This window comes from Butyricicoccus faecihominis, from assembly GCF_024462775.1.
GTDB classification, from domain to species: Bacteria; Bacillota; Clostridia; order Oscillospirales; family Butyricicoccaceae; genus Agathobaculum; species Agathobaculum faecihominis_A.
In genome coordinates this window covers 1-24,940 of record NZ_JANGCE010000024.1, presented here as the reverse complement: position 1 = coordinate 24,940, position 24,940 = coordinate 1, and the positions used below count along the sequence as shown (strand labels likewise).

The 24,940-nt window shown below is 55.7% G+C and carries 28 protein-coding genes and 1 other annotated feature; of the genes, 14 read left to right on the top strand and 14 right to left on the bottom strand.

Features of this window, described 5'->3' with window-relative positions; translation table 11 throughout:
• Window positions 1-11 precede the first annotated feature (11 nt).
• Together NE562_RS12300 and NE562_RS12295 are read left to right on the top strand one after the other, a co-directional pair.
• Window positions 12-1,034 carry a Gfo/Idh/MocA family oxidoreductase gene (locus NE562_RS12300; RefSeq protein WP_280962723.1) on the top strand — a complete coding sequence of 341 codons (1,023 nt, stop codon included), beginning with the start codon at window positions 12-14 and terminating at the stop codon, window positions 1,032-1,034.
• A 776-nt stretch (window positions 1,035-1,810) separates the two neighbouring features.
• Window positions 1,811-2,050, top strand: coding sequence for a hypothetical protein (locus NE562_RS12295; RefSeq protein ID WP_280962722.1), 240 nt, complete (start codon window positions 1,811-1,813; stop codon window positions 2,048-2,050).
• Between the two features lie 58 nt (window positions 2,051-2,108).
• On the opposite strand, the gene NE562_RS12290 is transcribed toward NE562_RS12295, so the two are convergent.
• From NE562_RS12290 to NE562_RS12280, 3 genes are all read right to left on the bottom strand, one after another.
• Window positions 2,109-2,291, bottom strand: coding sequence for a hypothetical protein (locus NE562_RS12290; protein WP_280962721.1), 183 nt, complete (start codon window positions 2,289-2,291; stop codon window positions 2,109-2,111).
• A 213-nt stretch (window positions 2,292-2,504) separates the two neighbouring features.
• The gene (locus NE562_RS12285) at window positions 2,505-2,744 is read right to left on the bottom strand and encodes a ribonuclease HII (protein WP_280962720.1); all 240 of its coding nucleotides are present in this window, start codon (window positions 2,742-2,744) and stop codon (window positions 2,505-2,507) included.
• A 122-nt stretch (window positions 2,745-2,866) separates the two neighbouring features.
• Entirely contained in the window at window positions 2,867-3,790 is a 924-nt protein-coding gene (locus NE562_RS12280; protein ID WP_280962719.1) for an AraC family transcriptional regulator, read from the bottom strand.
• A 352-nt stretch (window positions 3,791-4,142) separates the two neighbouring features.
• Between NE562_RS12280 and pyrR the strand changes: the two genes are divergently transcribed.
• The 5 genes from pyrR (at window position 4,143) to NE562_RS12255 (ending at window position 10,496) form a co-directional block, all read left to right on the top strand.
• Window positions 4,143-4,664 carry a bifunctional pyr operon transcriptional regulator/uracil phosphoribosyltransferase PyrR gene (gene pyrR / locus NE562_RS12275; RefSeq protein ID WP_280962718.1) on the top strand — a complete coding sequence of 174 codons (522 nt, stop codon included), beginning with the start codon at window positions 4,143-4,145 and terminating at the stop codon, window positions 4,662-4,664.
• A gap of 32 nt (window positions 4,665-4,696) precedes the next feature.
• Window positions 4,697-5,614 carry an orotidine-5'-phosphate decarboxylase gene (gene pyrF, locus NE562_RS12270; protein ID WP_280962717.1) on the top strand — a complete coding sequence of 306 codons (918 nt, stop codon included), beginning with the start codon at window positions 4,697-4,699 and terminating at the stop codon, window positions 5,612-5,614.
• Window positions 5,615-5,678: 64 nt separating this feature from the next.
• Window positions 5,679-6,776 (top strand): carbamoyl phosphate synthase small subunit, encoded by a 1,098-nt coding sequence (locus tag NE562_RS12265; RefSeq protein WP_280962716.1) that lies wholly within the window; start codon window positions 5,679-5,681, stop codon window positions 6,774-6,776.
• Window positions 6,776-9,961, top strand: coding sequence for a carbamoyl-phosphate synthase large subunit (carB, locus tag NE562_RS12260; RefSeq protein WP_280962715.1), 3,186 nt, complete (start codon window positions 6,776-6,778; stop codon window positions 9,959-9,961). The genes NE562_RS12265 and carB overlap by 1 nt, the downstream gene beginning before the upstream one ends.
• 73 nt (window positions 9,962-10,034) lie before the next feature.
• Window positions 10,035-10,496, top strand: a complete 462-nt coding sequence (locus tag NE562_RS12255) for a hypothetical protein (protein ID WP_280962714.1) — start codon at window positions 10,035-10,037, stop codon at window positions 10,494-10,496.
• Window positions 10,497-10,554: 58 nt separating this feature from the next.
• Here the strand turns inward: NE562_RS12255 and NE562_RS12250 are convergent, their stop codons facing one another.
• The 6 genes from NE562_RS12250 to NE562_RS12225 form a co-directional block, all read right to left on the bottom strand.
• Entirely contained in the window at window positions 10,555-11,718 is a 1,164-nt protein-coding gene (locus NE562_RS12250; protein WP_280962713.1) for a bifunctional histidine phosphatase family protein/GNAT family N-acetyltransferase, read from the bottom strand.
• A complete protein-coding gene (locus NE562_RS12245; protein WP_280962712.1) occupies window positions 11,715-12,629 on the bottom strand; it encodes a dihydroorotate dehydrogenase in 915 nt (304 codons plus the stop codon). The genes NE562_RS12250 and NE562_RS12245 overlap by 4 nt, the downstream gene beginning before the upstream one ends.
• Window positions 12,629-13,390 (bottom strand): dihydroorotate dehydrogenase electron transfer subunit, encoded by a 762-nt coding sequence (locus NE562_RS12240; protein ID WP_280962711.1) that lies wholly within the window; start codon window positions 13,388-13,390, stop codon window positions 12,629-12,631. The genes NE562_RS12245 and NE562_RS12240 overlap by 1 nt, the downstream gene beginning before the upstream one ends.
• Window positions 13,391-13,582: 192 nt before the next feature.
• Window positions 13,583-13,957, bottom strand: a complete 375-nt coding sequence (gene rplL / locus NE562_RS12235) for a 50S ribosomal protein L7/L12 (protein WP_280962710.1) — start codon at window positions 13,955-13,957, stop codon at window positions 13,583-13,585.
• A gap of 44 nt (window positions 13,958-14,001) precedes the next feature.
• Window positions 14,002-14,592, bottom strand: coding sequence for a 50S ribosomal protein L10 (gene rplJ, locus NE562_RS12230; RefSeq protein ID WP_280962709.1), 591 nt, complete (start codon window positions 14,590-14,592; stop codon window positions 14,002-14,004).
• A gap of 14 nt (window positions 14,593-14,606) precedes the next feature.
• Window positions 14,607-14,757, bottom strand: a sequence feature (ribosomal protein L10 leader region).
• Window positions 14,758-14,902: 145 nt separating this feature from the next.
• Window positions 14,903-15,043: a hypothetical protein gene (locus NE562_RS12225; RefSeq protein WP_280962708.1), complete on the bottom strand. Its 141-nt coding sequence runs from the start codon at window positions 15,041-15,043 to the stop codon at window positions 14,903-14,905.
• Window positions 15,044-15,179: 136 nt separating this feature from the next.
• On the opposite strand from NE562_RS12225, the gene NE562_RS12220 reads away from it, so the two are divergent.
• Window positions 15,180-15,878, top strand: a complete 699-nt coding sequence (locus tag NE562_RS12220; protein ID WP_280962707.1) for a LytR/AlgR family response regulator transcription factor — start codon at window positions 15,180-15,182, stop codon at window positions 15,876-15,878.
• 8 nt (window positions 15,879-15,886) lie between these two features.
• Window positions 15,887-17,293 (top strand): sensor histidine kinase, encoded by a 1,407-nt coding sequence (locus NE562_RS12215; RefSeq protein ID WP_280962706.1) that lies wholly within the window; start codon window positions 15,887-15,889, stop codon window positions 17,291-17,293.
• Between the two features lie 71 nt (window positions 17,294-17,364).
• Here NE562_RS12215 and rplA read toward each other — a convergent pair whose 3' ends face one another.
• From rplA to rpmG, 5 genes are all read right to left on the bottom strand, one after another.
• A complete protein-coding gene (gene rplA, locus NE562_RS12210) occupies window positions 17,365-18,060 on the bottom strand; it encodes a 50S ribosomal protein L1 (protein ID WP_280962705.1) in 696 nt (231 codons plus the stop codon).
• A gap of 125 nt (window positions 18,061-18,185) precedes the next feature.
• Complete coding sequence (gene rplK, locus NE562_RS12205; protein ID WP_280962704.1) at window positions 18,186-18,611, bottom strand: 50S ribosomal protein L11; 426 nt, start codon at window positions 18,609-18,611, stop codon at window positions 18,186-18,188.
• A 119-nt stretch (window positions 18,612-18,730) separates the two neighbouring features.
• Entirely contained in the window at window positions 18,731-19,267 is a 537-nt protein-coding gene (gene nusG / locus NE562_RS12200; RefSeq protein WP_280962703.1) for a transcription termination/antitermination protein NusG, read from the bottom strand.
• A 15-nt stretch (window positions 19,268-19,282) separates the two neighbouring features.
• On the bottom strand, window positions 19,283-19,519 hold the full coding sequence (gene secE / locus NE562_RS12195; RefSeq protein WP_280962702.1) for a preprotein translocase subunit SecE: 237 nt from the start codon (window positions 19,517-19,519) through the stop codon (window positions 19,283-19,285).
• An 18-nt stretch (window positions 19,520-19,537) separates the two neighbouring features.
• Entirely contained in the window at window positions 19,538-19,687 is a 150-nt protein-coding gene (gene rpmG, locus NE562_RS12190; protein WP_280962701.1) for a 50S ribosomal protein L33, read from the bottom strand.
• Window positions 19,688-19,983: 296 nt separating this feature from the next.
• Here rpmG and ruvX point away from each other — a divergent pair, with 296 nt between their 5' ends.
• The 5 genes from ruvX (at window position 19,984) to NE562_RS12165 (ending at window position 24,900) form a co-directional block, all read left to right on the top strand.
• Complete coding sequence (gene ruvX / locus NE562_RS12185) at window positions 19,984-20,403, top strand: Holliday junction resolvase RuvX (RefSeq protein WP_280962700.1); 420 nt, start codon at window positions 19,984-19,986, stop codon at window positions 20,401-20,403.
• A 303-nt stretch (window positions 20,404-20,706) separates the two neighbouring features.
• Window positions 20,707-21,375, top strand: coding sequence for an ABC transporter ATP-binding protein (locus tag NE562_RS12180; protein ID WP_280962699.1), 669 nt, complete (start codon window positions 20,707-20,709; stop codon window positions 21,373-21,375).
• Window positions 21,376-21,377: 2 nt separating this feature from the next.
• Window positions 21,378-24,035, top strand: a complete 2,658-nt coding sequence (locus tag NE562_RS12175) for an ABC transporter permease (RefSeq protein ID WP_280962698.1) — start codon at window positions 21,378-21,380, stop codon at window positions 24,033-24,035.
• Between the two features lie 146 nt (window positions 24,036-24,181).
• The gene (locus NE562_RS12170; protein WP_280962697.1) at window positions 24,182-24,772 is read left to right on the top strand and encodes an SOS response-associated peptidase; all 591 of its coding nucleotides are present in this window, start codon (window positions 24,182-24,184) and stop codon (window positions 24,770-24,772) included.
• Window positions 24,773-24,774: 2 nt separating this feature from the next.
• Window positions 24,775-24,900, top strand: a complete 126-nt coding sequence (locus NE562_RS12165; protein WP_280962696.1) for a hypothetical protein — start codon at window positions 24,775-24,777, stop codon at window positions 24,898-24,900.
• Window positions 24,901-24,940 lie beyond the last annotated feature (40 nt).

The following is a 24,940-nucleotide window of genomic DNA, read 5'->3' as shown; positions in this document are numbered from 1 at the left end:
AAGGAGAATGCATGATGAAAACAGTAAAGATTGGTTCGGTCGGTCTGGGTCGCCTGGGTTATGAGCACGCCTGCAACCTTGCCACACAGGTGCCGGGCTGCGAGCTCGCCGCAATTTGCGATGCCGATGAAAAGCGCGTAAAGGAAGTGGCCGAGGAGCTGGGCGTTGCGAATACTTATACCGATTTTGAAGAGATGTGCAAGAACCCGGAGCTGGACGCCGTCGCGATCGTCACCCCCTCCTTCCTGCACACCCAGCAGATCGAGACCGCAATGAAGTACGGCAAGCATGTATTCTGCGAAAAGCCGCTCGGCACCGACGTAGCGCAGTGCAAGGATGCGGAGAAGGTTGTCGCCGCCCATCCCGACCTGATCTTCCAGCTCGGCTTCATGCGCCGCTTTGATAAGTCCTACGCGGACGCCAAGCGCCGTATCGATAACGGCGACATCGGCAAGGTCGTGCTGGTTCGTTCCTACACGCAGGACCCCCGCTCCACGATCGAATCCACGCTTAAGTTCGCGCCGCACTCCGGCGGCCAGTATCTGGATATGTGCGTGCATGATATCGATCTGATCCGTTGGTTCACCGGCTCGGACATCAAGAACGTATGGGCGATCGGCAGCGTGTTCGAATTCGACCTTTACAAGGAACTGAACGACGCGGACAACGCCTGCGCCACCGTACAGTGCGATAACGGCGCAATGGGCTTTATGTTCACCAACCGCACCCACGCCGCCGGCTCCAACGTGGAGACCGAGATCATCGGCACCAAGGGCACGCTGCGCATTGCGAACGTCGGCGCGCAGAATCTGCTGAACATCGTCGACGAGCACGGCTCGCGCGAGGAGTACTACCCGGACTTCATGAGCCGCTGGCACGAGGCTTTCGTTGCCGAAATGACCGCGTTTGTCGGCCATGTCAAGAACGGCACCAAGCCCGCCGACCTGACCGTATACGACGGCACCGCCGTATCCGAAGCCGCCTACCGCTGCAAGGAATCCTTCGAGACCGGCAAGATGCTGCCGATCCGCTAAAAACTGTCGATCACATGGGAAAGCGCCCGGAACTTCGGTTCCGGGCGCTTTTCTTTTGGCGGGGGGGGGGGGGGGGGGGGGGGGGGGGGGCCGCTTTTCTTTTGGCGGCTCGCTTCGCTCGCCATAAAACGCGGCGGGCCGAGGCGTCCCGCCCTACATCCCAGCGGTTCGCACCGCCGCGAACAAGTGATTCCCACGTTCTCGGCGCGCCGAGAACGAAGCGTCAACCACTGTGGGCGCACCAAACAGGCCGGTTCGGCCGAGCGGAGCAACCCATCCACTGAATCCCTAGGCACCCGGTATGGCACGCAGCAACTCGCATGCAAAACAAAAAGGCGGCTTGCGCCGCCCCATACAAGAGTAAGGGAAAAGAATGGAGGTCAAGGGGGAAGGAAAAACCGGATGGTTGTTCCTTCCCCTTTGCCCCCGCGCCGGGCGGCGCGACGTTCCTTCGCGGCTGCTGCCGCGCATGATATTGCGAGCGTAGCGAGCCTCCAAAGAAACGTGCGTTCGCGCAATGTCAGCCGCTTCTGGTAAGGGGAAAACACGCACCTCTCGTAGGGCCGAGTGACCCCACTCGGCCGTCCGCGGCGTGAGGGAACGCAACCGTAGGCGGCTCGCTTCGCCCGCGATGAAATGCGCGGCGGATGCCGCATTTGTCACGGACAGTTAAAAATAAATTTTCCTTTGGAATGTATGCATTCCACGATTTACAGGTCGCTTGGTGTAGAATAGTAGTGCATTACATAGTGATACAATATAAGGAGGAAAAATCGATGGATTCCAAAGAAAAAGCGATTGAAAAGATCCTTGAAAAAATGAGAACTTTGCCTGAATGGATGCAGAAAGGAGTTTATTGGCTGATCGATAACATTGATCTGGCGGATGAAATGTGTAAGGGGGAAAAGCTATCGCAGGCGCAGATCGAGGAATACATCCAAACGGCGAAGGAACGGCGGGACTGTGTTCTATGGATCTTGACTCTGTATAAACAGCAAACAGACAAGGAAAAATAAAGCAAAACAGCCCGCTGCAAACGCAGCGGGCTGTTTTGCGGGCGAAGAGGGGGAAACTTTAGCCGATCATCTGGTTCACGTTCTTAGCCGCGTGCTGCATGGCGTGCTCGGCCTTGTGGGCCGTGTGCTGAACGCTGCGTCGGATCGAGGGGTTGAGCATCGCGCCTGCCGCTACCATCGAAACGACCGCGCCTGCCACCGCGCCGGTGGCAATGCCGGAAATAAAGGGAGAAACTCGCATATTCGTCTGCCGCCTTTCAAAAAATAGATTCACTTGGTGCTGCATATTCAGTTTGCCCGAATCGGCTGAGAATTTACGCGCCGCGGCGGAAGAACAAAAATTGCATAAACGGAGTGGAAAAATTAACAAAAAATGATCGCTTCACGGCATGGGGAAAGCCCGGCTGTGCAGCAGCCGGGCTCCCTTATGATGAAAATATGGATGGGATCGAATTTAATAATCGCCAAGGGAAAAACAGACGACGCTCAAATAATCGCTGACGCCCGGCACATCCAGACAAAGGCGCAAATACCGCTTATTTTCAAAAAACTGCCGCTGTAAGCTTTGCTGTAAATCAAATTGCTTGTTGATATCCTTTTTGCTGCCGTCCGGACACACAAGATAGACGGCGCCGGTGCAGCGGTCCACTGTTTGGAAAAAGCCCTTCAAATTGAAAATACTCAGATGAAACATAGCGCACCTCCGTTCCATAAAAAAGCGGCCACCCTAAGGTGACCGCGTCTGGCAGCGTATCGTCGATTGCCCTATCACCTTTGTTGATATCAGTATAGTGCAATCTTTTCTTTAAAAATATATTATTCCTGCCCAGTAATATCGTAATCCTGCCATTTGCGCCGATATTCCAGCGGCGTACAGCCAATGCTTTCGCGGAAGGTCTTGCCAAAATAGCTGCTGCTGCCAAGGCCGCAGGCGTGGCAGATCGCGGTGATCGATTCCCGGCTCCTTGCCAGCATGTGACACGCCTTTTGCAGGCGGTAGCTTTTCAGGTATTCCGCGGGCGTCATATGCAGGTACTGCTGAAAGGCGCGGAAACACTCGCGTTCGCTGACAAAGGCCGAGGCGGCGATTTGCGCAATGGGTAGTTTTTCTGAAAAATGCTCATGGATATAGATCATCATCACGCGCAGCTTTTCGTTGGTTTTATCATATTTCCCTTTTTCTTGGAGCAAAGGCTGCGCGAGCTCCAGCAACCGGCACCAGATTTCTGATAACGCCGCGCGCAGCTTGATCTCATAAGTGGGCTCCTCCGGTGCGATATCGAATGAATCTAGGATCATCTGGATCGTGCGCGCCTGTGCGGGGTCGTCCGCGGACAGGCGGATCAGTTCGACTTGCTGGGCGGTGATCAGCGGCGTGACAAATTTCTGCTCGATCCGGCAGCCCTGCTGACCGCCGATCAGCGAGGGATCAAAAATATGCAAGAGCTGAATGGTTTCATCCGGTCCGTCCTGCGGTCTGGTGGTATGGAGCACGTTGGAATTGAGAATGCCGCCCGAACCGGTGGGGAACACGGTCTTCCCTTTGGGCGTGAAGTATTCCACTGTGCCGCTTTTTACGTAGAACAGTTCGACCTCCTTGTGCCAATGCCAAGGCACGACTCGGCCAATGTACTTGTCCAGTTCGCAGTAGGAGGCGATATAGGGGAATTCCGCCGTGCGGCCCGGCAGATACTCTTCCTTATTTGCGTTTTTATATTGCAGGCTGTGTACGCTTTTCAAAGTGCGCCCTCCTAACCGTGTGTTAACTTATATTCAGTATAGTCTATTTCTCCTTGCGGGACAATAGGATTGCATATACAGTGTTTAGAAACCCGTCCTGCGGACTTGTCGGTGTATTTCACTATTTCTGGCACAAAAAACAAGATTGTTTTGTCGTTTCGGCTGTTTACAAAATCGCCCGCATAGGATATAATAACGATAACAATCCGCCTTTAAGGTGCAACCCGCGAGTTCGCCAAGGCAGAAAATCAGTGCGCGCCCGGTCTCTCTACAAAGGGATAGCTGGCGTTTTTGTGCGGCTTTCTGCTATTGGCAGAAAGCTTTTTTGCATTTTTAGGAAAGGGGGCGCAGCATGCCCGAACAAAAAGCTGTCATTATGGATGCCGACGGTGTGCGCCGGGCGCTCACACGCATTGCCTACGAGATCGTGGAGAAAAATCGCGGCACGGAAGGCGTGCTGCTCGCCGGCGTGCGCACGCGGGGCGTTTATCTGGCCCGCCGTATCGCCGACAAGCTGCGCGAGGTAGAGGGCGCCGCACCGCCCGTGATCGAGCTGGACGTGACCCCGTGGCGGGACGACAAGCCCCGCCGCGACCTGCCCCTGCCCGAGCCGGACCGCCGGGTCGAGAACGCGACCGTCATCATCGTGGACGATGTGCTCTATACGGGCCGCACGGTGCGCGCCGCGATCGAGGCCGTGTCCTATCTGGGCCGCGCGGGCCGCATCCAGCTCGCCGTATTGATCGATAGGGGACACCGCGAAATCCCCATCCGGCCCGACTATATCGGCAAAAACCTGCCCACGGCCAAGGAAGAACGCGTCCGCGTGCGCGTCACCGAGGTCGATGGGGAGGATATCGTCACCATTCTGTAAGCCTATCAACCGCTGGAAAAGGAGTGCAGCACATGTCTATTGAAACTTTGGTAGAGAAGATCAAAGAAAAAGGCAACCCCACCGTCGCCGGGCTGGACGCCCGTCTCGAGTACATCCCGCCGCATATCTCGAGCCGCAATATGATGCTGCACGGCGAGACCCTGCGCGCCGCCGCCGAAAGCGTCGTCGCTTTTAACTGCGGCCTGATCGACGCGCTGTGCGACATCGTTCCCGCCGTCAAGCCGCAGGCCGCTTATTATGAGCTGCTCGGCTCCTACGGCGCGATGGCGCTGAAGGAGACCATCGACTACGCGCACGCCAAGGGCATGTACGTGATCGGCGATATCAAGCGAAACGATATCGGCGCGACGGCCACGGCCTACGCCGAAGCTTATTTGGGCAAGACCCGCGTGGGCGATACCGAGATCGCGCCGTACGGCTGCGATTCGGCCACGGTAAACGGCTACCTCGGCACGGACGGCATCGAGCCGTTCCTCAAGGAGTGCCGCGAGCGGGAAAAGAGCCTGTTCATTCTGGTCAAGACCTCGAACCCTTCCTCCGGCGAGCTGCAAAACCGCGATATGGAGGGCAGGCCGCTTTACGCGCGCATGGCTGAAATGGTGGCCAAGTGGGGCGAAGGTTTGGTTGCCCCCTGCGGTTACAGCCAGATCGGCGCGGTGGTCGGCGCGACCTACCCGGAGGAGCAGAAGATCGTTCGCGAAACGCTGCCCAAGAGCTATTTCCTCGTGCCGGGCTACGGCGCGCAGGGCGCGACCGCGAAGGACATTGCAAACGCCTTTAACGACGACGGCCTAGGCGCGATCGTCAATTCGTCGCGCGGCATCATGTGCGCGTGGAAAAAGACCGGAAACGGCGGCGACGATTACAAGGAAGCCGCCCGCGCCGAAGCGATCCGCATGCGCGATGAGATCGTCGCGGCAATCAAGTAAATTCCCATTTGCCTCTTTTTGTGGGGATGGCAGGAATCAGATAAAAAATAGGAGTGATTAGCACTTGAAAAAAGCGTTTTTACTGCTTGCCGACGGCACTTTGCTGGAAGGCACGAGCGTCGGTTACGAAGGCCAAAGCATTGGCGAGGTCGTATTCAACACCGGCATGGCGGGCTATCAGGAGGTTCTGACCGATCCTTCCTATTACGGCCAGATCGTCACCATGACCTATCCGATGATCGGCAACTACGGCATCAATTTTGAAGACTATGAATCCCGCAAAAGCTGGGTCTCCGGTTTTATCATGCGCGAGATCGCGGAGTATCCGTCCAACTGGCGCTGCAAGATGACGCTGGACGAATACCTAAAGGAGCAGAAGGTCGTCGGCCTGCAGGGCATCGATACCCGGCGGCTGACCCGCCTGCTGCGTTCGAGCGGCGTGATGAACGGCATCATCTACACGGAGGGCTTTGAGCCCTCCGAGCAGACGATCGCCGAAATGAAAGCCTATGTGGTAAAGGACGCGGTAAAAGCCGTCACCTGCGAGGATTCGACCGTTTACCCGGCCGAGGGCGAAACCAAGTACCGCATCGCCCTGTATGACTACGGCGTAAAGTATAACATCGAGCGCGAGCTGCAAAAGCGCGGCTGCGAAGTGACCACCATCCCGGCGCTCACCCCGGCGGAAGAGCTGGTCAAACAGGGCTTTGACGCGGTCATGCTCTCGAACGGCCCCGGCGACCCGGCGGAGAACGTTGATGTTGTCGAAAACCTTCGCCATCTGCTCGAAACCGGCCTGCCTGTTTTCGGCATCTGTCTGGGCCACCAGCTGTTGGCGCTCGCCATCGGCGCGAAGACGGAAAAGCTCAAGTACGGCCACCGCGGCGTCAACCATCCGGTAAAGGATATCGACCGCGACCGCACCTATATCACCTCGCAGAACCACGGCTACGCGGTCGTGGGTGAATCGGTCGACCCGGCGGTCGCCCGCGTGCGCTACGTCAACCTGAACGACGGCACGGTGGAAGGCATCGAGCATGTCGGCCGTCCGGTCTTCACCGTACAGTACCACCCCGAGGTATGCCCCGGGCCGATGGACACGAGCTATCTGTTCGATCTGTTCATCGAAAACATCGATCAAGCGAAAGGGGGCTGCCGCTAATGCCGCTGCGCAAGGATATTCATAAGGTAATGGTGCTGGGCTCCGGCCCGATCGTCATCGGTCAGGCGGCCGAGTTCGACTACGCGGGCACGCAGGCCTGCCGCGCGCTGCGCGAGGAAGGGCTGGAGGTCGTGCTCGTCAACTCCAACCCCGCAACCATCATGACCGACAAAGCCATGGCGGACAAGGTCTATATCGAACCCATGACCGTGGAAGCCGTGCAGGAGATCATCAAGAAGGAACGGCCGGACAGCCTGCTGCCCAATCTGGGCGGACAGACCGGTCTGAACCTTGCGATGGAGCTGTGCGAAAGCGGCTTCCTCGATAAAATGAACGTCAAGCTTTTGGGCGCCAAGCCGGATACCATCGCCAAGGCCGAGGACCGCCAGCTGTTCAAGGATACGATGGAGAAGATCGGCGAGCCGTGCATCGCCTCCAAGGTTGTGCACACGGTCGAGGACGCGGTGGATTTCACGCGCGAGATCGGCCTGCCCGTTATCATCCGCCCGGCGTATACGCTCGGCGGCACGGGCGGCGGCATCGCTTATAGCTGGGAGCAGCTGCGCGAGATCGCCGCGTCCGGCATCATGTATTCGCGTGTGGACGAAATTCTGGTCGAAAAGTGCATCTCCGGCTGGAAGGAAATCGAGTACGAGGTCATGCGCGACGCCAAGGGCAACGCCATTACCATTTGTAATATGGAAAACGTCGACCCGGTCGGCGTGCACACCGGCGACTCGGTCGTCGTCGCGCCCAGCCAGACGCTGTGTGACAAGGAATACCAGATGTTGCGCACCTCCGCGCTCAACATCATTACGGAGTTGGGCATCGAGGGCGGCTGCAACGTGCAGTACGCGCTGAACCCGGAATCGTTCGAGTACGCTGTGATCGAGGTCAATCCCCGCGTATCCCGTTCGTCCGCGCTCGCGTCCAAGGCCACCGGGTACCCGATCGCCAAGGTGACCGCCAAGATCGCGATCGGCTACGGTCTGGACGAGATCATGAACGCCGTTACCGGCAAGACCAAGGCCTGCTTCGAGCCGACGATCGACTATTGCGTGGTCAAGTTCCCGCGCTGGCCGTTTGATAAATTCGTTTACGCGGACAATACGCTCGGCACGCAGATGAAGGCCACCGGCGAGGTCATGGCGATCGACAATTCGTTCGAGGGCGCGATGATGAAGGCCGTGCGCGGCTGCGAGATCAAGATGAACAGCATGATCATGCCCCATCTGCGCGCGAAGAGCGACGCGGAGATTGAAAAGGGCGTCGCCACCACGGACGACCAGCGCCTGTTCCACATCTGCGAGGCGTTCCGCCGCGGCATTCTGTCCATCGAGGACGTGCACCGCATCACCACGATCGACACATGGTTCCTGCACAAGTTCTGGAACATCGTCGAAATGGAAAAGGCGATCGCCGCTGCCGATACGATCGATTCCGCGCTTTATCTGCGCGCCAAGAAGATGGGCTTCCTCGATAAGACGATCGAAGAGCTTTCCGGTAAGGATATTTCGGCTGTCAAGCGCCTGCCCGTTTACAAAACGGTAGACACCTGCGCCGCCGAGTTCGAGGCCGAGACCCCCTACTATTACTCCACCTATGATGAGGAGACCGAGGTAAAGCCCGCCACGGGCAAGAAAAAGGTGCTGGTTCTCGGCTCCGGCCCGATCCGTATCGGTCAGGGCATCGAATTTGACTACTGCTCGGTGCACGCGGTGTGGGCGCTGAAGGCGCTTGGCTGCGAGACCGTCATCATCAATAATAACCCGGAAACCGTATCCACCGACTTTGACACGGCCGACCGCCTGTATTTCGAGCCCCTGACGCCGGAGGACGTTACCGGCGTGGTGAACGCGGAAAAGCCGGATTACGCGATCGTGCAGTTCGGCGGACAGACGGCCATCAACCTTGCGGCGCATATCGAATCGCTCGGCGTACCGATCCTCGGCACGCCCGCGTGGTCGATCGATGCGGCGGAGGACCGTGAGAAGTTCGACGTGATCCTCGAAAACTGCGGCATCCCGCGCCCGGCGGGTCATACCGTCATGACCGAGGAAGAAGCGGTAAAGGCCGCGGATGAGCTGGGCTATCCGGTACTCGTCCGTCCCTCCTACGTGCTCGGCGGACAGGGCATGGAAATCGCGTACAAGGAAGAGGACGTGCGCGAATTCATGCAGGTCATCACCCGCAACAAGGTGGAAAATCCGGTGCTGGTCGATAAGTACATGATGGGCCGCGAGATCGAGGTCGACGCCATCTGCGACGGCGATGAGATCCTCATCCCCGGCATCATGGAGCATATGGAGCGCGCGGGCGTTCACTCGGGCGACTCGATCTCCGTTTATCCGTCCATCACCATAGAGCCCAAGCATAAGGAGACCATTATCCGCTATACCGAGGCGCTGGCCAAGTCGCTCGCGGTACTCGGTCTGGTCAATATCCAGTTCGTTCTGTATAACGACGAGGTCTACGTGATCGAGGTCAACCCGCGTTCCTCTCGTACCGTGCCGTATATCTCGAAGGTGACGGGCGTGCCCATGGTAGACCTTGCGACGCGCTGCATGTTCGGCGAAAAGCTGAAGGACATGGGCTGCGGCACCGGCCTGCACCCGGAAAGCGACCACTACGCCGTTAAGGTGCCGGTGTTCTCCTTCCAGAAGCTGCGCGATCTCGATACCCAGCTTGGGCCGGAAATGAAATCCACCGGCGAGGTGCTGGGCGTATCCACCTCGTTCCGCGAGGCGCTGCTCAAGGGCCTGATCGGCGCGAGCTTCCAGATGAAGAAGAAGGGCGCCGTGCTGATCTCGGTGCGCGATTCGGACAAGCAGGAAGCCATCCGCATCGGCGAACGTTTTGAAGCCCTTGGCTTTGAGATCTACGCGACGAGCGGCACCGCCAACGTGCTCAACCGCCACATGGTCGCGACCAACGCGGTGCGCAACGTGGACGAGCCCGGCCCGAACATCATCGATTTGATCGAATCGGGCAAGATCGACTATGTCATCGCATCCTCCGTCAAGGGCCGCCACCCGGAGCTTGGCTCGGTGCATATCCGCCGCACGGCGGTAGAGCGCGCCATTCCGTGTCTGACCAGCATTGACACGGCCTCCGCGCTGCTGCGCTGTCTGGAAGGCGACGTGAAGATCGAAAATTGCGAAATGGTGGACATCAACACCATTTAAGTCAAAAGAAAAACAGGAAGCAGGCAACGCTGCTTCCTGTTTTGGCATCCGGAAAAAGAAAGAGAGGCTTGCCATGAAAAGTCCGCTGAAACGGCTTGCCGCGATGCTGTGTATGGCGGCGGTCTGTACCGCGCTGGCATGCTTTTTGCCGGTACGGCATTTGCGGCTGCCGGAAAACAAACATTTGCTGGTAGATGTCCTTGTGGACCACTCGGACGAGTTCCGCCATGCGACGCTATATGACGAAGACCAAGCGGCATTGCTCGATCTAATCCGGCAGGCCGACCTGCGGTACACGCCGCCGGGCGTCGATGCGCAGACCTTTTCGCTGGAACAAGGGCCGTACATCGCGGTCATGATCAATCCGCTGACGGAACAAGGGGCGTCGGTGATGGTGAAGATCGGTTCGCCCGTTTTGGGCGCCGTGCAGGCGCGTGTCAAGCCGATGCATGGCATGCAGTATACAATCGTTGACCCCGAACCGATCATCGATAAAGTGATGCGCTTGCTCGAAAAAAACGGCGTGTCCGTTTAAATAAAAAGAACCGCCTTTGGCCCCGTCATACTGGGGCCAAAGGCGGCTTTTATTTGGGTCAATCAACCGCGATGCGTTTGAACATGCGGTAGTGGTTGCCGTTTTCGTTCCGGTATTCGCCGCGCTGCTCAAAATCATATTTATGGTAAAAGCCCTTGGCGCGTTCGTTGTGCACGGCCACATGGGCGACTAGGTATTCCTTGCCCAGCGCGCGGTACACGCTGATCGCCTGCCCAAGGATCTGCTGGGACAGGCCGCAGCCGCGGTACTGATCCTCGATGCAGAAGCCGCCGACAAGGCCGACGTTCGGCTCATCCTCATACGAGGTGTTCATATAAACGAGCGCCGCGATCTCGCCGTCTGGCAGCACGCCGAAGGTGACCGAACGCGGGGAGATGCGTTGCAATTCCTCGATATGCGACAGGATCTCGTCTGGATGCACGCCCAGATCGGTGCCGTAGGCGTTTTTGTGGATCTCGCGCATGAAGTGCACAATCTTTTCCGCGTCCGCTTTGTCCAGCGGATCGGCGCGGCGGAACCAGAGCTGAAGGGTGGTCGGTTGGCCCTTGTTGTTTGTCCAGCCGATGGAGGCGAAGGTGGAAAGCTCCGCCGGTAAATGGGAGGCGTCGTTCTGGTAAACGACGGAGACCGAATCCGGCCCGTCAAATTCCAGCTTGGCCACACAGGTATTGTCGCCCCAGCCGATCTCGACCATTTGTTCGGGCGCCAGGCCGTTTGCGATGGTAAGCGCGCCGCGAATAGCCGAGCCGTGCGTGACCACGGCGAAGGCTTGCCCTTCATGCTCGCGCACCAGTTCGCGCACGCCGCCGAGCATGCGCGCGCCCGCGTTTATGACACTTTCGCCGTGCGGCGGCGCGGCGTCCCACGGGCGGGTCTGCCACTCATGGTATTGCTCGGGCCAGAATACCGGCAGCTCGGCCCAAGTTAGGTCCTCCCAATCGCCCATATCGATCTCGCGCAGAATGGGCCGTATCTCCACCTGCATGCCCTTGGCGGCGGCGATCGCCTTTGCGGTTGTGCGGGCGCGGAACAGGTCGGACGCGTAGATCGCGTCCAGCGGTACTTCTTTGAAGCGCTCGGCAAGGTAGGGGAGCTGCTGATAGGCGCGCGGGGTGAGCAGGCTGTCATACTGGCCGTGGCAGCGGCGGTATACGTTGCCTTCGGCCTCGGCATGGCGCACAAGGTAAACGGTGGTCTTCATGCGTTCACCTCTACCGCGCCGGTCAATTCGCGTACAGAGCGCACGCCGTGCGCTTCCATCCATTCCTGCATCTCTTCCAGCACATGCACAGGGGCGAGGGGATCGGCGAACAGGGCGGTGCCCACGGCGATTGCGTCCGCGCCCGCCATGAGCATTTCCACCGCGTCACGCCCGGTGCGGATGCCGCCCATGCCGATGATCGGTACGGAGACCGCGCGGCGCACTTGATAGACCATACGCACCGCGATCGGGAACACCGCCGGGCCGGACAGGCCGCCCATCACGTTGGAGAGGATGGGCTTTTTCGTTTCGATGTCGATGCGCATGCCCAGCAGGGTATTGATTAGCGAAAGCGCGTCCGCGCCCGCGTCCACGGCGGCGCGCGCGATTTCGGCAATATCGGTCACGTTGGGACTGAGTTTGACGATCAGCGGCCTCTTTGCATGTTTTTTCGCCGCGGAAACGACCTCGGTCACCATATCGGTGCGCGTGCCAAAGGCCAGACCGCCGCATTTCACGTTCGGGCAGGAGATGTTCAGCTCGATCAAATCAATATCCGCTTCGGAAATGCGTTCCACGATCCCGGCGTACTCCTCCACCGTATTGCCTGATACGTTGGCGATGATCTTGGTATCATGCTGGCGCAAAAAGGGGATTTGCTCTTCGATAAAGCGGTCTACGCCGGGGTTTTGCAGGCCGACGCAGTTTAAAATGCCCATGGGCGTTTCCGCGATGCGGGGCGCGGGGTTTCCAAGCCGCTCGTGCGGGGTCAGGCCCTTTACGCCGATGCCGCCAAGCGCGGACAGGTCAAAGAATTCGCCGTACTCATGGCCGAAGCCAAAAGTGCCGGAGGCGGTGGTCACCGGGTTTTTCAGGGTAACGCCGCACAGGTCTACCGTCATATCCACCATTACCACTGCACCTCCTCTGCGTCAAATACCGGGCCGTCCTTGCAAACGTGGCCGTACCGGGTCTCGCCGTTTTCCGCGTTCAGCGCGCAGGCGCATACCAGACATGCGCCGATACCGCAGCCCATGCGCTCTTCCATGGATACCTGACAGGGCAGACCCGCTTGCTGCGCGATCGCGGCGATCGCTTTCAGCATCGGCTTGGGGCCGCAGGCGGCAATGCCCGTAAAACCCGCCGCCTGTTGCTTTAAAACGTCGGATACAAAGCCGTGTACGCCGTAGGAGCCATCGTCCGTGCAGACGGTGGCGGGGCAGGCAAAGTCCTCTTCAAGAATAACGGCGCTTTGCGAGCGGAAGCCTAAGATAGCGCTCGGTTTCGCGCCCGCGTTCTGGGCGCACTTTGTCGCGTACAGCATGGGCGGTACGCCGATGCCGCCGCCGATGAATACCGGCTTTGCGCCCAGCTTGGCAAGGTCGAACCCACGGCCGCGCGGGCCAAGCAGGTCGAGTTTGTCCTCCGCCTTGCGCTCGGACAGCCATTTGGTGCCTTCGCCCTTGACCTGAAACACAATGCGCAGGCGCGGTGCGTCGACATCGCAAATAGAGATCGGGCGGCGGAGGAAGTTGCCCTCGCCGCATAAAATATGAACGAATTGCCCGCATTTCGCGCGCGAAGCGATCTCGGGCGCGTGAATGACAAGCTGATACAAGCCATCGGCCAGACGCGAACACTGGGCGACGGTACCGACTTCCGGATTGGTCATAAAAAAGATTCCCCTTTCGGTGTAGCGCCATGTCATTTCCGGTTTGCGTGCCAATAACGGGCGGGCAAAGTCCGCCTTGCGGTTTCACGGAATGACAATACGGTATAGATATTTCTATTGTACAGGAAAATGGGCAAAAAGAAAAGACGCGCCGCAAAATCATTTGCAGCACGTCTTTTAAAAGCGGAAAAATTACTTGAGTTCGACCTTCGCGCCGGCAGCCTCGAGCTTCTCCTTGATCTCGTTGGCCTCTGCCTCAGCAGCGCCTTCCTTGATCGTCTGCGGAGCGGTGTCAACCTTCTCCTTCGCTTCCTTCAGGCCCAGACCGGTGATCTCGCGAACAACCTTGATAACGTTGATTTTCGAGGAACCAGCTTCAACCAGAACGACGTCGAAATCGGTCTTGGCTTCGGCAGCGGCAGCGCCGTCACCAGCACCTGCGCCGGCACCGGCAACAGCTACGGGCGTAGCGGAAACGCCAAATTCTTCTTCCAGAGCCTTAACCAGCTCGGAGAGCTCCATTACCTTGAGCTCTTTTACAGCTTCCATAATCTCAGCAACAGACATGGGATATACCTCCGTTTTGTTTTAAATTTATTTTTGTTTTCTGCTTATTCAGCAGCGGGTGCTTCCTCAGCGGAAGCTTCAGCAGCTACGGGAGCGGCTGCGGGGGCAAGCAGGTCGGAAACCTTCATATCCATGTTGCCATCGGCCTTCTTGACGATCGCGTCGCACGCGATAGCAAGCTGCATGATGGGATAGTTGAAGGAGTACAGCACCTGCGCGATCAGGACTTCCTTGCTCGGCATGCTTGCGAGCTTCTGTACCTCGGCTGCGTCAACAACGGCGCCATCGAGGAAACCGGCCTTGATCGTGAAGTTTTCGTGCTTCTTGGCGAAGTCGCCCAGAATCTTGGCGGGGGCGATCACGTCGTCCGTCGTCGAGATAGCCAAAGCGGACGTACCGTTCAGGTGCTCATCGAGCGCATCGAAACCGAGCTCCTTGGCGGCGAAGCGAATCAGGGTGTTCTTGATTACAGCATAATCAACGCCAGCGGCGCGCAGCTCACGGCGGAGCTTGGTGTCGTCCTCAACATTGATGCCCTTGTAGTCGACCAGAACGCCAGCGGGGGAATTCTTGATCTTTTCGACCAGGTTCGCAACCATTGCTTTCTTTTCTTCCAGAACCTTTGCATTCGGCATCTATATTCACCTCCTAAAAAATAAAAATACCCTCCCGGTGCAAAGACACAGGGAGGGTACACAGATAACATGATGATACAGTTCCGTGTTGACCTCGGCGGGCGGCGTAATCGCCTTTTAAGCCTTGCGGCTGCCAGCTGTCTCTGACCAAGCTCTTATATTATATAGAGTGGGGACGCGTTTGTCAAGTCAAAAACGAAAACTTTATGGAATAATTGCGAAACATAACAAAAAGCCTCTCTGATGGAAGAGAAGCTTTTTATAAATGCAAGAAAAAGTTCTGTGCAGGTGAAAAAAACGTGGTTTTAGATCACTTGCGGAGCTGCTCCGGTACTTCGGGCTGATAAAATTTTCCTTCACAAGGCATTTTGCTCATGAAAATGGCGAACATGCTGATCGTGGTGGCGGCGGACATCAGAAGCTGCTTTAGCCAAATTTTTTTATTTTTCATAATAATACCCTCCATAGTTTGAAAATTCCGCGCTCTTGGGCTATAATTAAGTATAAAAGATTGGGATATAAATAACAAGATAACTGGCATGAATTGAAGGGGAATAGGCACGAATTGCAAAGAGGGAAGTGAAAATATGGTTTTACATATTGCGCTGGTCGAGGACGAGCCGATTACCATGGAACAAACGCAGAAAACAATCAAAAGGACAGCGGAAGAATTGCAAATGCTTACAGTCTTTCGCACCTTTGCCGATGGGTCGGAAATAGAGGAGGACGATATCCTTTGGGCCGATCTATTCTTTCTGGATATTGAAACGAAAGAGGAAAACGGAATCGACACGGCGCGGCGCATTCGTAAGGTGACCGGGCGCACGCCGATCGTCTTTACCACAAACCATGAATCCTATTCGGTTGAGGGGTATACCGTTCAAGCGTACCGGTATTTACTCAAGCCGATTGGGAAAGAGGATTGCATGCCTTGCTTGGAACACGCTGCCGGTCTGGCTGAGACAAAATCACAGGAGATCGTTATTCTTGCCCAGAAGGGAAAGAAAATATTAATTCACTACTGCGATGTGATATTTATCGAAGCGGCCGAACATTACTGCCACATTTATACGAAGAACGGCATGATCAAATACCGCAAAAAATTCGCGGATTTTGTAAACGAGGTGCCGAAAAATCAATTTATACAGTGCCATCGTTCTTATCTTGTGAATCGCAATAGCATTTGCTCATGTGAAGTGCAGGGGCTTTGCATGAATAACGGAAAGAAAGTACCGGTAAGCCGTGGTTTTGCAGACAATGTAAAAGCTGCATTGACAGATATGTGAGGGACAACATGCTGGAATCGATTTTATCTGTGGTTTCCTCCTTCGGAGATGTATTCCTTTCTTGTCTACTATACTATATAGTACTAAGACCGTTTGGGAAAAATCTAACTCGATCACAAATACTAGTACTTCTTGCTATTAATTTGTTTCCAACACTAATTCTTAGTTTTACTCCCGTACCGTATTTAATTAAATCATTAGTGGCTTTTATTATTGATATCGTTACATGCTATATTCTGTCAAACCATCGTTTTGGAATATCGTTTTGCTTACCAGCGATTTATTTTGGATTGTTATACCTTTGTGAAAGCACAGCGACATTTGTCCTAGCTCTTTTCTATCCTAGTGTCACGACGGAGAGCGTTTTGGGAACATCCTTCTTTCAAATTTATGGTACACTGGAATCGCGCGGATTGTTATACCTATTACTAGGTAGCGCAATTTATACTATTTATCGAAAAGCTGGGGTAGGAGAACAGCGCTATCTACATGCGTCTCAATGGGTGTGTTTCGGCGCAGGCATTACACTGCTAGCAAGTTTTGTTACTGCATTTTCCTATTCCCAAAACGATGATCCGCTTTGGATGCATCATATTGCGCCTATTTTACCTATTGTATTTGCATTACAGCTAATTATCATGTTGGCGCTACTAATCAATATGTCTCGTGGTAATGAACGAGAATATAAACTTCAAAGCGAGTTGTTGCGAGCAGACCAGCGAGAGGAACAGAGCAAAACCATACGCTCGCTTTATGAAAAATCACGTGCGATACGGCACGACTTTAAAAATCATATGCAAGTGTTGGGCACGCTGGCCGAAGAGGGCAGACTGGAGGAAATTAAAAAGTATTTGAAAGAAATGGCTGATTCCGAACCGTTATCCACAAGGCAGTGGATAGAAGTGCGCGACCCCACGGTTGCCGCGCTGGTGAACGCAAAATTTTCTCGCGCGCTGGAAAGCGGTATCCGTATCAGTGCCGAAATATGGTATCCCAATCCGATGCATGTGCCCACGGCCGATTTATGCACCGTCTTGTTTAACGTACTGGATAACGCGATTGAGGCTTGCGAAAAGAATAAAGACCCGGAAAACCGGCGCATCCGTCTGGTGCTCAAGCAAAAGGGATACTTTTTCGGTGTTCTCTGCGACAATCCCAGCGAGATCGCGCCAATACCGGCGAAGAAATATCGCTTTCGCAGTACGAAGAAAGGCCCGTTTCATGGCGTCGGCCTGCGGCAGTTGTCGCAAATGGCGCACAAGCATAACGGCGCGTTTGACGCCAAGTATGAAAATGGTATCTTTTCTGTGCGCGTGGTAATGGCAAACAGCCCGTGCAGCGAAAGCTTTATCAGCACCGTGGAACTGCCCTATAAGAAGCCGGAAAAAGTGGAAACAACGTGTCAAACCGAATAAAACGATACAAAAAGACCACGCTGCAAATGCATTTGCAGCGTGGTCTTTGTTATTCCTTTGGCGGAAAACGATCAATCCATCAGCTTGGCAGCGTTCACCTTTACGCCGGGGCCCATCGTGGAAGCGACCACGCAGGACTTGACGTACTGGCCCTTTGCCGCGGACGGCTTGGCCTTGATGATAGCACCCATCAGAGCGCTGAAGTTGTCCATCAGCTTTTCGGGGCCGAAAGAGGCCTTGCCGATCGGGCAGTGGATGATGTTGGTCTTGTCCAGACGGTACTCGATCTTACCAGCCTTGGATTCCTGAACAGCCTTGGCAACGTCCATGGAAACCGTACCGGCCTTCGGGTTCGGCATCAAGCCCTTAGGACCAAGAATCTTACCGAGGCGGCCAACGATACCCATCATGTCGGGCGTCGCGATAACCACGTCGTAATCGAAGAAGTTTTCCTTCTGGATACGCTCGAGCATATCCTCAGCGCCAACGTAATCCGCGCCGGCAGCGGCGGCTTCGTCAGCCTTGGGGCCCTTGGCGAACACAAGAACGCGAACGTTCTTGCCGGTGCCGTGGGGCAGCACGATAGCGCCGCGAACCTGCTGGTCGGCGTGACGGGAGTCAACGCCCAGCTTTACGTGAAGTTCGATGGTCTCATCGAACTTGGCCTTGGCGGTGGAAACAACGGTGGTGAGCGCCTCGTTCACGTCGTACAGCTTTGCGCGGTCGACGGTCTTGGCGCTGTCTACATATTTTTTACCTTTATGCACAATAAATCCTCCTTAGTGGTATAGCGGGGACAGGATGAAACCATACCCTCCCACTTTGACGCACCCGCGGCGGTATACAGCCTGCGGCGGTCAAACAAACATTCAAGCTTCGGGGGCGGAAAAAATTACTCTTCCACCGTTACGCCCATGGCGCGGGCAGTGCCGGCAACCATGCTCATCGCGGCTTCCAGAGAAGCGGCGTTCAGATCGGGCATCTTGGTTTCGGCGATCTTCTGCAGGTCGGCCTTCTTCAGAACGGCAACCTTGGTCTTGTTCGGAACGGCGGAGCCGCTCTCGATACCGCAGGCCTTCTTGATGAGGACTGCCGCGGGAGGCGTCTTGGTGATGAAGCTGAACGAACGGTCAGCATAGACCGTGATAACGACCGGGATCAGCAGGCCTGCGTCGTTCTTGGTGCGCTCGTTGAATTCCTTGGTAAAGGCCATGATGTTTACACCATGCTGGCCGAGGGCCGGACCTACCGGAGGCGCCGGAGAAGCCTTGCCTGCGGGAATCTGGAGCTTGATATAACCTACTACTTTTTGAGCCATTGTAAAGGGTTCCTCCTTAACGAAATGTGGTGGCTGGCGAGCCTATTGGCGGCTCTCCCACTTGCCTGATACGGGCGCGCCCGCGCCCGGAGTAATGCGGAATGCGTTCCGCAGGAAAATCAATCGGTAACAGTTTCGACCTGATCGAGCTCCAGCTCGACCGGGGTCTCGCGTCCGAACATGGATACGACCACGCGAACCTTGTTCTTATCCGGTTCGAGCACGTCCACCACGCCGATAAAGCCGGCCAGCGGCCCATCGATGAGGCGCACGCTGTCTCCAAGCGCGTAGCTTACTTCGATCTCGCGCTTTTCAACGCCCATCGCGGCGATCTCGTCCTCTGTCAGCGGAATAGGCTTGCTGCCGCCCGCCTTATCCTGCCCGACAAAGCCGGTGCAGCCGCGCGTGTTGCGCACGAGGTACCAGGTTTCGTCCGTCAAGATCATTTTGACAAGCACATAGCCGGGGAAGAGCTTGCGCTCCACCTCGCGGGTCTTGCCGTCCTTCACCTCGGTCACGGTCTCCGTCGGGATGTTGACCGCGGGGATCAGGTCGTGCAGTTTGCGGTTTTCAACCGCTTTTTCGATCGAAGAGGCTACTTTGTTTTCATAGCCCGAGTATGTGTGAACCACATACCACTTTGCAGCGTCTGACATATAAGCCTCCTTCAGTTAGGCGGCGGAAGCAAAATGCAGCAGCGCAAACTGGACCACACCGCCGAAAATCAGGTCGAGGATCCAGATGAAAATACCCACGATCACAACCGCTGCGATAACGACCATTGTGTTGTTGACGGTTTGCTGCCGCGTCGGCCAGACGATCTTACGGCATTCGCTTTTCAGTTCGCGGAACCATTTGCCTATGCGTGCAAAGAGACCGGGCTTCTTCGCTTTGGTTTCTTCAGCCATGAAGCGTCTTCCTTTCTCTTACTTGGTCTCGCGATGCTGCGTATGCTTTTTGCAGAAACGGCAATACTTGTTCATCTCAAGACGGTCCGGATCGTTTTTCTTGTTCTTCATCGTGTCATAGTTTCTTTGCTTGCACTCTGTGCAGGCGAGCGTAACCTTTACGCGCATTAACGGCACCTCCTTCTTTGTTTCAGCCGCGCCGGGTTAGGGCGGCGGCCACCTGTGCTCCTTTTCAGCCTATATACCTTTTATATAAGCAGGGGGAGCAACTTGCCTCCCTTTACAGTGTTCCGGCAGCTTTTTCTGAGACACACAAAAAAAGCGCACAAAAAAAAGAACCTGCATAGGTTCAATTATTATAGCATGGCGGTGGCGGCCGGTCAAGTTTTTCTATATAAAAAAGTGCTGAATTTTTGGAATAGTTGTGCTATACTTGTGTATACCACAACATATAGGAGGCACTTATGCGCATTTTAGGTATCGACTACGGGGACGCGCGCACCGGCCTTTCCGTGTCGGACGCGACCGGCTTGATCGCCGGTTCTCCCCGCGTAATCAGCGAATGGAACAGGGACAAGCTGATCGACAAGCTTGTCCAGTTCATCAGGGAAGAAAAAATAGAGGAGATCGTCCTCGGACATCCCAAAAATATGGACGGCACCGTGGGCGAACGCGCGCAAAAGTGCGAACAGCTTGCCGAGGAGCTGCGCGAGAAAACCGGCGTGCCCGTCGTCCTTTGGGATGAACGGCGCACCACGGTGGAAGCTCATGCTATTTTACACGAAAGCGGCAAAAAAAGCAAGCAGCACAAGAAAACCGTGGACGCGGTGGCCGCTTCTCTGATCTTACAGGGGTATCTGGACTTTAAACGGCGGCAGGTCTAAAAGAATTCCGGGATGAATTGTAGTGCCATTTCGTTTAGCGCTATTTGCGCTGTCATTCTGAGGCCTTTAGGCCGAAGAATCCCGCGCGAACGCGCGATGCATACGTAATGCCCGCGCGTTCGCGCGAGATCCTTCGCTACGCTAAGGATAACACACGTTTAAAAACGCCTCAGCTAAATGACGCGTGGATGAATTGTGTCAATCTTGTTAGTTTTCAGAAAGGCTCTCGCAAGGATCATGGGGTATAGTCTGTATTGTACCAAGCAGGTACCATACAGACTTTTCATTTGGGAGGAACGGGATATGACCGTATTACAGACTGAGGCGCTGCGCAAGCAATATGGCAGCGGGGAAACACAGGTAAACGCGCTGGATGGATTAGACCTTTCGGTTGAAAGCGGCGAGTTTGTCGCGGTGGTTGGCACTTCGGGCAGCGGCAAAAGCACGCTTTTGCATATGCTCGGCGGGCTGGACCGGCCGACAAGCGGCAAGGTGTTCGTCGATCAAAAGGATATATTCTCTTTAAAGGATGATGAACTGACCATTTTCCGCCGCCGCAAGATCGGCTTTGTATTTCAGGCCTACAACCTTGTGCCGGTGCTGAATGTTTACGAAAATATCGTGCTTCCCATCGAGCTGGACGGCGGCACGGTGGACAAGACCTATGTGGATGAAATCATCCGCACGCTGGGCCTTGAAAGCAAGCTTGCCAACCTGCCGAGCCAGCTTTCCGGCGGCCAGCAGCAGCGCGTCGCCATCGCCCGCGCGCTGGCGACCAAGCCCGCTATTTTACTGGCCGACGAGCCGACCGGCAATCTGGATTCCAAAACCAGTCAAGACGTGCTTTCCCTACTCAAGGTGACGGGCGAAAAGTTCAAACAGACCATTGTCATGATCACCCATAACGAGGAGCTTGCCCAGCTCGCCCAGCGCATCGTCCGCATCGAGGACGGCCAGATCGTGAGGCGATAACCATGCTGAAAGTAGCCAATAAAAAGTGCATTCAGAACCTGTCGCGCAAAAGCCTGAAAGCCAGTAGGGCGCGCAACTGGGTCGCGATCATCGCCATTGCGCTGACGACCATTCTGTTTACCGCGCTGTTTACCATCGGCATGACGATCGTTTCCTCGTACGAGCAGCAGAACTTCCGTCAGGTCGGCGGCGATATGCACGGCACGTTCAAGGATTTAACCGAAGAGCAAATGTTGGAGCTCGCGGACGACCCCCTGATCGTCAAGACCGCCACGCGCCTGATGCTCGGCATGCCGACCGACCCGCCGTTTAACAAGGCCCACATTGAAGTAAGCTACATGGACGAAAACTGCGCCAAGGGCGGCATGAATATGCCGACGACCGGCGCGCTCCCCCGCGAGGGCACCAAGGAGATCGCCTGCGATACTCGCATTTTGAAGCTGCTCGGCGTGGAACCCAAGCTTGGGGCGACCGTTGAAATGCCGTTTGATCTGAGCGAGACCGACAAGCGAAAGGATACGTTCACCCTTTCCGGTTGGTGGGAGTACGATTCGGCGGGCATGGCCAGCATGGCGATTCTGCCGCGCTCCTACGTGGAGGAACAGCTAAAAACCGCTCCGGCAGACTCGGGTTATGGGATCGGTAAATGGAGCCTGAACGTTTACTTCAAAAATACGAACCATATTAAGGAAGACCTGCTGGCCGTGCTCGAAAACCATGGCTATCAGAATGAGACCGCGGGCGAGGATAATTATATTAAGATCGGCGTCAACTGGGCGTATACCGGCGCGCAGTTCGCGGCGAATGCCGACCCCACCACCATGATCGCCATCATCGTCTTGCTGCTCATCTTTATTTTTACCGGGTATCTGATTATTTACAACATTTTTCAGATTTCCGTCACGAACGATATCCGGTTTTACGGCCTTTTGAAAACCATTGGCACCACCGGCAGGCAAATTCGCCGCATTATACGGCGGCAGGCGCTCTATCTATCAATCACTGGCATTCCAATCGGCCTGTTGATCGGCTGGGTGTGCGGTACGGTGATCACGCCGATGATCATGAAGAATCTTTCCTATACGGTCACGCATGTGACCGCCAATCCGATTATTTTTATCGGCGCCACGCTGTTTTCGCTTATTACGGTGCTGATCTCGTGCCGCAAGCCCGGCCGTATCGCGGGGCGGGTTTCTCCGGTCGAGGCGGTTCGCTATACCGAGGGCGCGAACGCCAAACAAAAAAAGAAGATCAAGCAGGGCCAAAAGGGCGCGAAAATTCCGCATATGGCGTTTGCCAATCTGGGCCGTAACCGTTTGAAAACGGTGCTGGTCATCGTTTCGCTGTCGCTCGCGGTCGTTTTGATGCAGGTGACCTATACCTTCGCCAACGGCTTCGATATGGATAAATATCTCCGCAACTGGGTCGTTACCGACTTTATCCTTGGCAATGCGGACTATTTCCAGACAGGAGGCGGCTTTGCCTCCGAGGATCAAGCCCTGCCCGAGGACGCGATTGATACGGTGACCGCCAAGGGCGATGTGACGGAGGGCGGTCGTATCTACGGCCAAACCACGTCCGTACAGGAATTTGTTTCCGAGGAATGGTTCCGCCAAATGCAAGGCAGATGGAACAGTCCGGAAGTGGTGGATAGGCTGTTGGAAGACACGGAAAGAGGTCCGGAGAACACGGTGGCTGATAGGGCGCAGCTCTATGGTATGGAAAAGCTGCCGCTTGACCGGCTGGACATCGTCGCGGGCGATCTCGCCCCGCTGTACGATCCCAGCCAGAACGCGATCGCGGCTGTTTACGAAACAAATGATTATAATGAGGTGTACGATACCTCGCACTGGGCCAAGATAGGCGACGAGGTCACCTTGCGCTATGTGGACGAATATGAATATTACGACGTCCGAACCGGCGAGGTCATGCCCGCCGAGGAGATCGAGGCCGGTTTCGTAGGCAGCCGCGCGGTAAAATACCACGATGTGACCTATACGGTCGCCGCCTGCGTAACCATGCAACATGCGATGAGCTACCGCTATTCCGGTGCGGATGCGTTCGTTTTAAATAGCGATGTGTTTCAGCGCGATACGGGTACGTCGAACATTATGACCTACCTGTTTAACACCACGCCCGAATCAAACGCGGAAATGGAAGCCTTTTTAAAGGATTACACGGAGAATATCGATCCGCTGCTCGATTATGAATCCAAGCAGAGCTATGTCGATGAATTCCATTCCTTCCGCAGCATGTTCCTAATGCTGGGCAGCATTTTAAGTCTGGTGATCGGTCTGGTCGGCGTGCTCAACTTCTTCAATGCGATTCTTACCGGTATCCTGACCCGCCGCCGCGAGTTCGCGGTCTTGCAGGCCGTCGGCATGACCGGGCAGCAGCTTCGCCGCATGCTGATTTATGAGGGCTTGTGCTACGCGGGCATGGCTGTCGCCGTGTCGCTGGTGCTGAGCCTTGTTTTAGGGCCGCTGCTGCAAACGGCGCTCGGCTCAACATTCTGGTTCTTCACGTACCGGTTCTCTATTTTGCCGGTGGCGTGCATCGCGCCTGTGTTCTTGCTCCTTGGCGCGCTGCTGCCCCTAATTACCCATCGCTTTGCGCTGCGTCAGTCGATCGTCGACCGCATCCGCGCCGAAGGAGAATAACCATTCCAAAAACCGGTCTGCCGCTTTTCGCGGCGGACCGGTTTTTTTGAATGAATGGAGGGCACGCTAGGGAAAAGTAACAGTTGACAAACACGAACATTTGTTCTAAAATAAAAACACCTCATGAGTAGGGGGGAGGAAAGGCTATGTGCGGCAGGTATCTTTTTTCCATGGAGCAGCCCACACTGCGGCAGTTATGGGAGCAAGCGCGGCAGCGTTTTCCGAATGTCAAAATGGAAACCGGTGAGATATTCCCAACGCATACGGTACCCGTGCTGATCGGAGAGGAGAACACACTCAGCCCCCGGCCTATTAAATGGGGGTTTCCGCGTGTGGGCGGAGGCGGTACGGTCATCAACGCCCGGTCTGAAACGGCCGGGGAGAAAAAGATGTTTCGGAACAGCCTCATGTGCCGTCGGTGCGCCATACCGGCCAGCGGCTTTTATGAGTGGGCCCATTATGGCGAGCGGCAAAAATACCGCTTTACCCTGCCCGAAGAGCCGGTGCTGTATTTGGCCGGGCTGTATCATACGTTCGGCGGCGAGCAGCGCTTCGTCATCCTCACCGAACCGGCAAACGCTTCGATGCAGGCGGTGCACGACCGCATGCCGGTCGTTTTGAAGCGGAACGAACTCAAGACATGGGTGTTCGACAACACAAAGACCTTTGCGCTTTTGCGGCGCGAAGGCCCGCCCCTGATACGCGATGAGGCGGAGGATTTTGGTCAGGAGGAATAAAGATGGAACAGCAATTTTGTAAAAAGTGTGGCGCCTTGCTCGGCATGGACGAGCAGGAGGTATGCCACTGTTGCTATACCGAACCCGGCGTGGAAGAACAAACCGAAATGCCGGCGCACGAATCCTAGAAAAACAGGCCGCCTCCGGCGCACGCGTGCGCCGGAGGCG

Bases quoted from the DNA above. Each gene is read 5' to 3' on its own strand.
- pyrF (WP_280962717.1), top strand. From the start codon at position 4,697: ATGTCTATTGAAACTTTGGTAGAGAAGATCAAAGAAAAAGGCAACCCC.
- NE562_RS12250 (WP_280962713.1), bottom strand. From the start codon at position 11,718: ATGAAGACCACCGTTTACCTTGTGCGCCATGCCGAGGCCGAAGGCAAC.
- NE562_RS12245 (WP_280962712.1), bottom strand. From the start codon at position 12,629: ATGGTGGATATGACGGTAGACCTGTGCGGCGTTACCCTGAAAAACCCG.
- NE562_RS12300 (WP_280962723.1), top strand. From the start codon at position 12: ATGATGAAAACAGTAAAGATTGGTTCGGTCGGTCTGGGTCGCCTGGGT.
- NE562_RS12240 (WP_280962711.1), bottom strand. From the start codon at position 13,390: ATGACCAATCCGGAAGTCGGTACCGTCGCCCAGTGTTCGCGTCTGGCC.
- NE562_RS12295 (WP_280962722.1), top strand. From the start codon at position 1,811: ATGGATTCCAAAGAAAAAGCGATTGAAAAGATCCTTGAAAAAATGAGA.
- NE562_RS12180 (WP_280962699.1), top strand. From the start codon at position 20,707: ATGACCGTATTACAGACTGAGGCGCTGCGCAAGCAATATGGCAGCGGG.
- pyrR (WP_280962718.1), top strand. From the start codon at position 4,143: ATGCCCGAACAAAAAGCTGTCATTATGGATGCCGACGGTGTGCGCCGG.
- NE562_RS12285 (WP_280962720.1), bottom strand. From the start codon at position 2,744: ATGTTTCATCTGAGTATTTTCAATTTGAAGGGCTTTTTCCAAACAGTG.
- rpmG (WP_280962701.1), bottom strand. From the start codon at position 19,687: ATGCGCGTAAAGGTTACGCTCGCCTGCACAGAGTGCAAGCAAAGAAAC.
- rplK (WP_280962704.1), bottom strand. From the start codon at position 18,611: ATGGCTCAAAAAGTAGTAGGTTATATCAAGCTCCAGATTCCCGCAGGC.
- NE562_RS12170 (WP_280962697.1), top strand. From the start codon at position 24,182: ATGTGCGGCAGGTATCTTTTTTCCATGGAGCAGCCCACACTGCGGCAG.
- secE (WP_280962702.1), bottom strand. From the start codon at position 19,519: ATGGCTGAAGAAACCAAAGCGAAGAAGCCCGGTCTCTTTGCACGCATA.
- NE562_RS12290 (WP_280962721.1), bottom strand. From the start codon at position 2,291: ATGCGAGTTTCTCCCTTTATTTCCGGCATTGCCACCGGCGCGGTGGCA.
- NE562_RS12255 (WP_280962714.1), top strand. From the start codon at position 10,035: ATGAAAAGTCCGCTGAAACGGCTTGCCGCGATGCTGTGTATGGCGGCG.
- NE562_RS12220 (WP_280962707.1), top strand. From the start codon at position 15,180: ATGGTTTTACATATTGCGCTGGTCGAGGACGAGCCGATTACCATGGAA.
- NE562_RS12215 (WP_280962706.1), top strand. From the start codon at position 15,887: ATGCTGGAATCGATTTTATCTGTGGTTTCCTCCTTCGGAGATGTATTC.
- carB (WP_280962715.1), top strand. From the start codon at position 6,776: ATGCCGCTGCGCAAGGATATTCATAAGGTAATGGTGCTGGGCTCCGGC.
- NE562_RS12175 (WP_280962698.1), top strand. From the start codon at position 21,378: ATGCTGAAAGTAGCCAATAAAAAGTGCATTCAGAACCTGTCGCGCAAA.
- rplJ (WP_280962709.1), bottom strand. From the start codon at position 14,592: ATGCCGAATGCAAAGGTTCTGGAAGAAAAGAAAGCAATGGTTGCGAAC.
- rplL (WP_280962710.1), bottom strand. From the start codon at position 13,957: ATGTCTGTTGCTGAGATTATGGAAGCTGTAAAAGAGCTCAAGGTAATG.
- nusG (WP_280962703.1), bottom strand. From the start codon at position 19,267: ATGTCAGACGCTGCAAAGTGGTATGTGGTTCACACATACTCGGGCTAT.
- NE562_RS12165 (WP_280962696.1), top strand. From the start codon at position 24,775: ATGGAACAGCAATTTTGTAAAAAGTGTGGCGCCTTGCTCGGCATGGAC.
- NE562_RS12225 (WP_280962708.1), bottom strand. From the start codon at position 15,043: ATGAAAAATAAAAAAATTTGGCTAAAGCAGCTTCTGATGTCCGCCGCC.
- ruvX (WP_280962700.1), top strand. From the start codon at position 19,984: ATGCGCATTTTAGGTATCGACTACGGGGACGCGCGCACCGGCCTTTCC.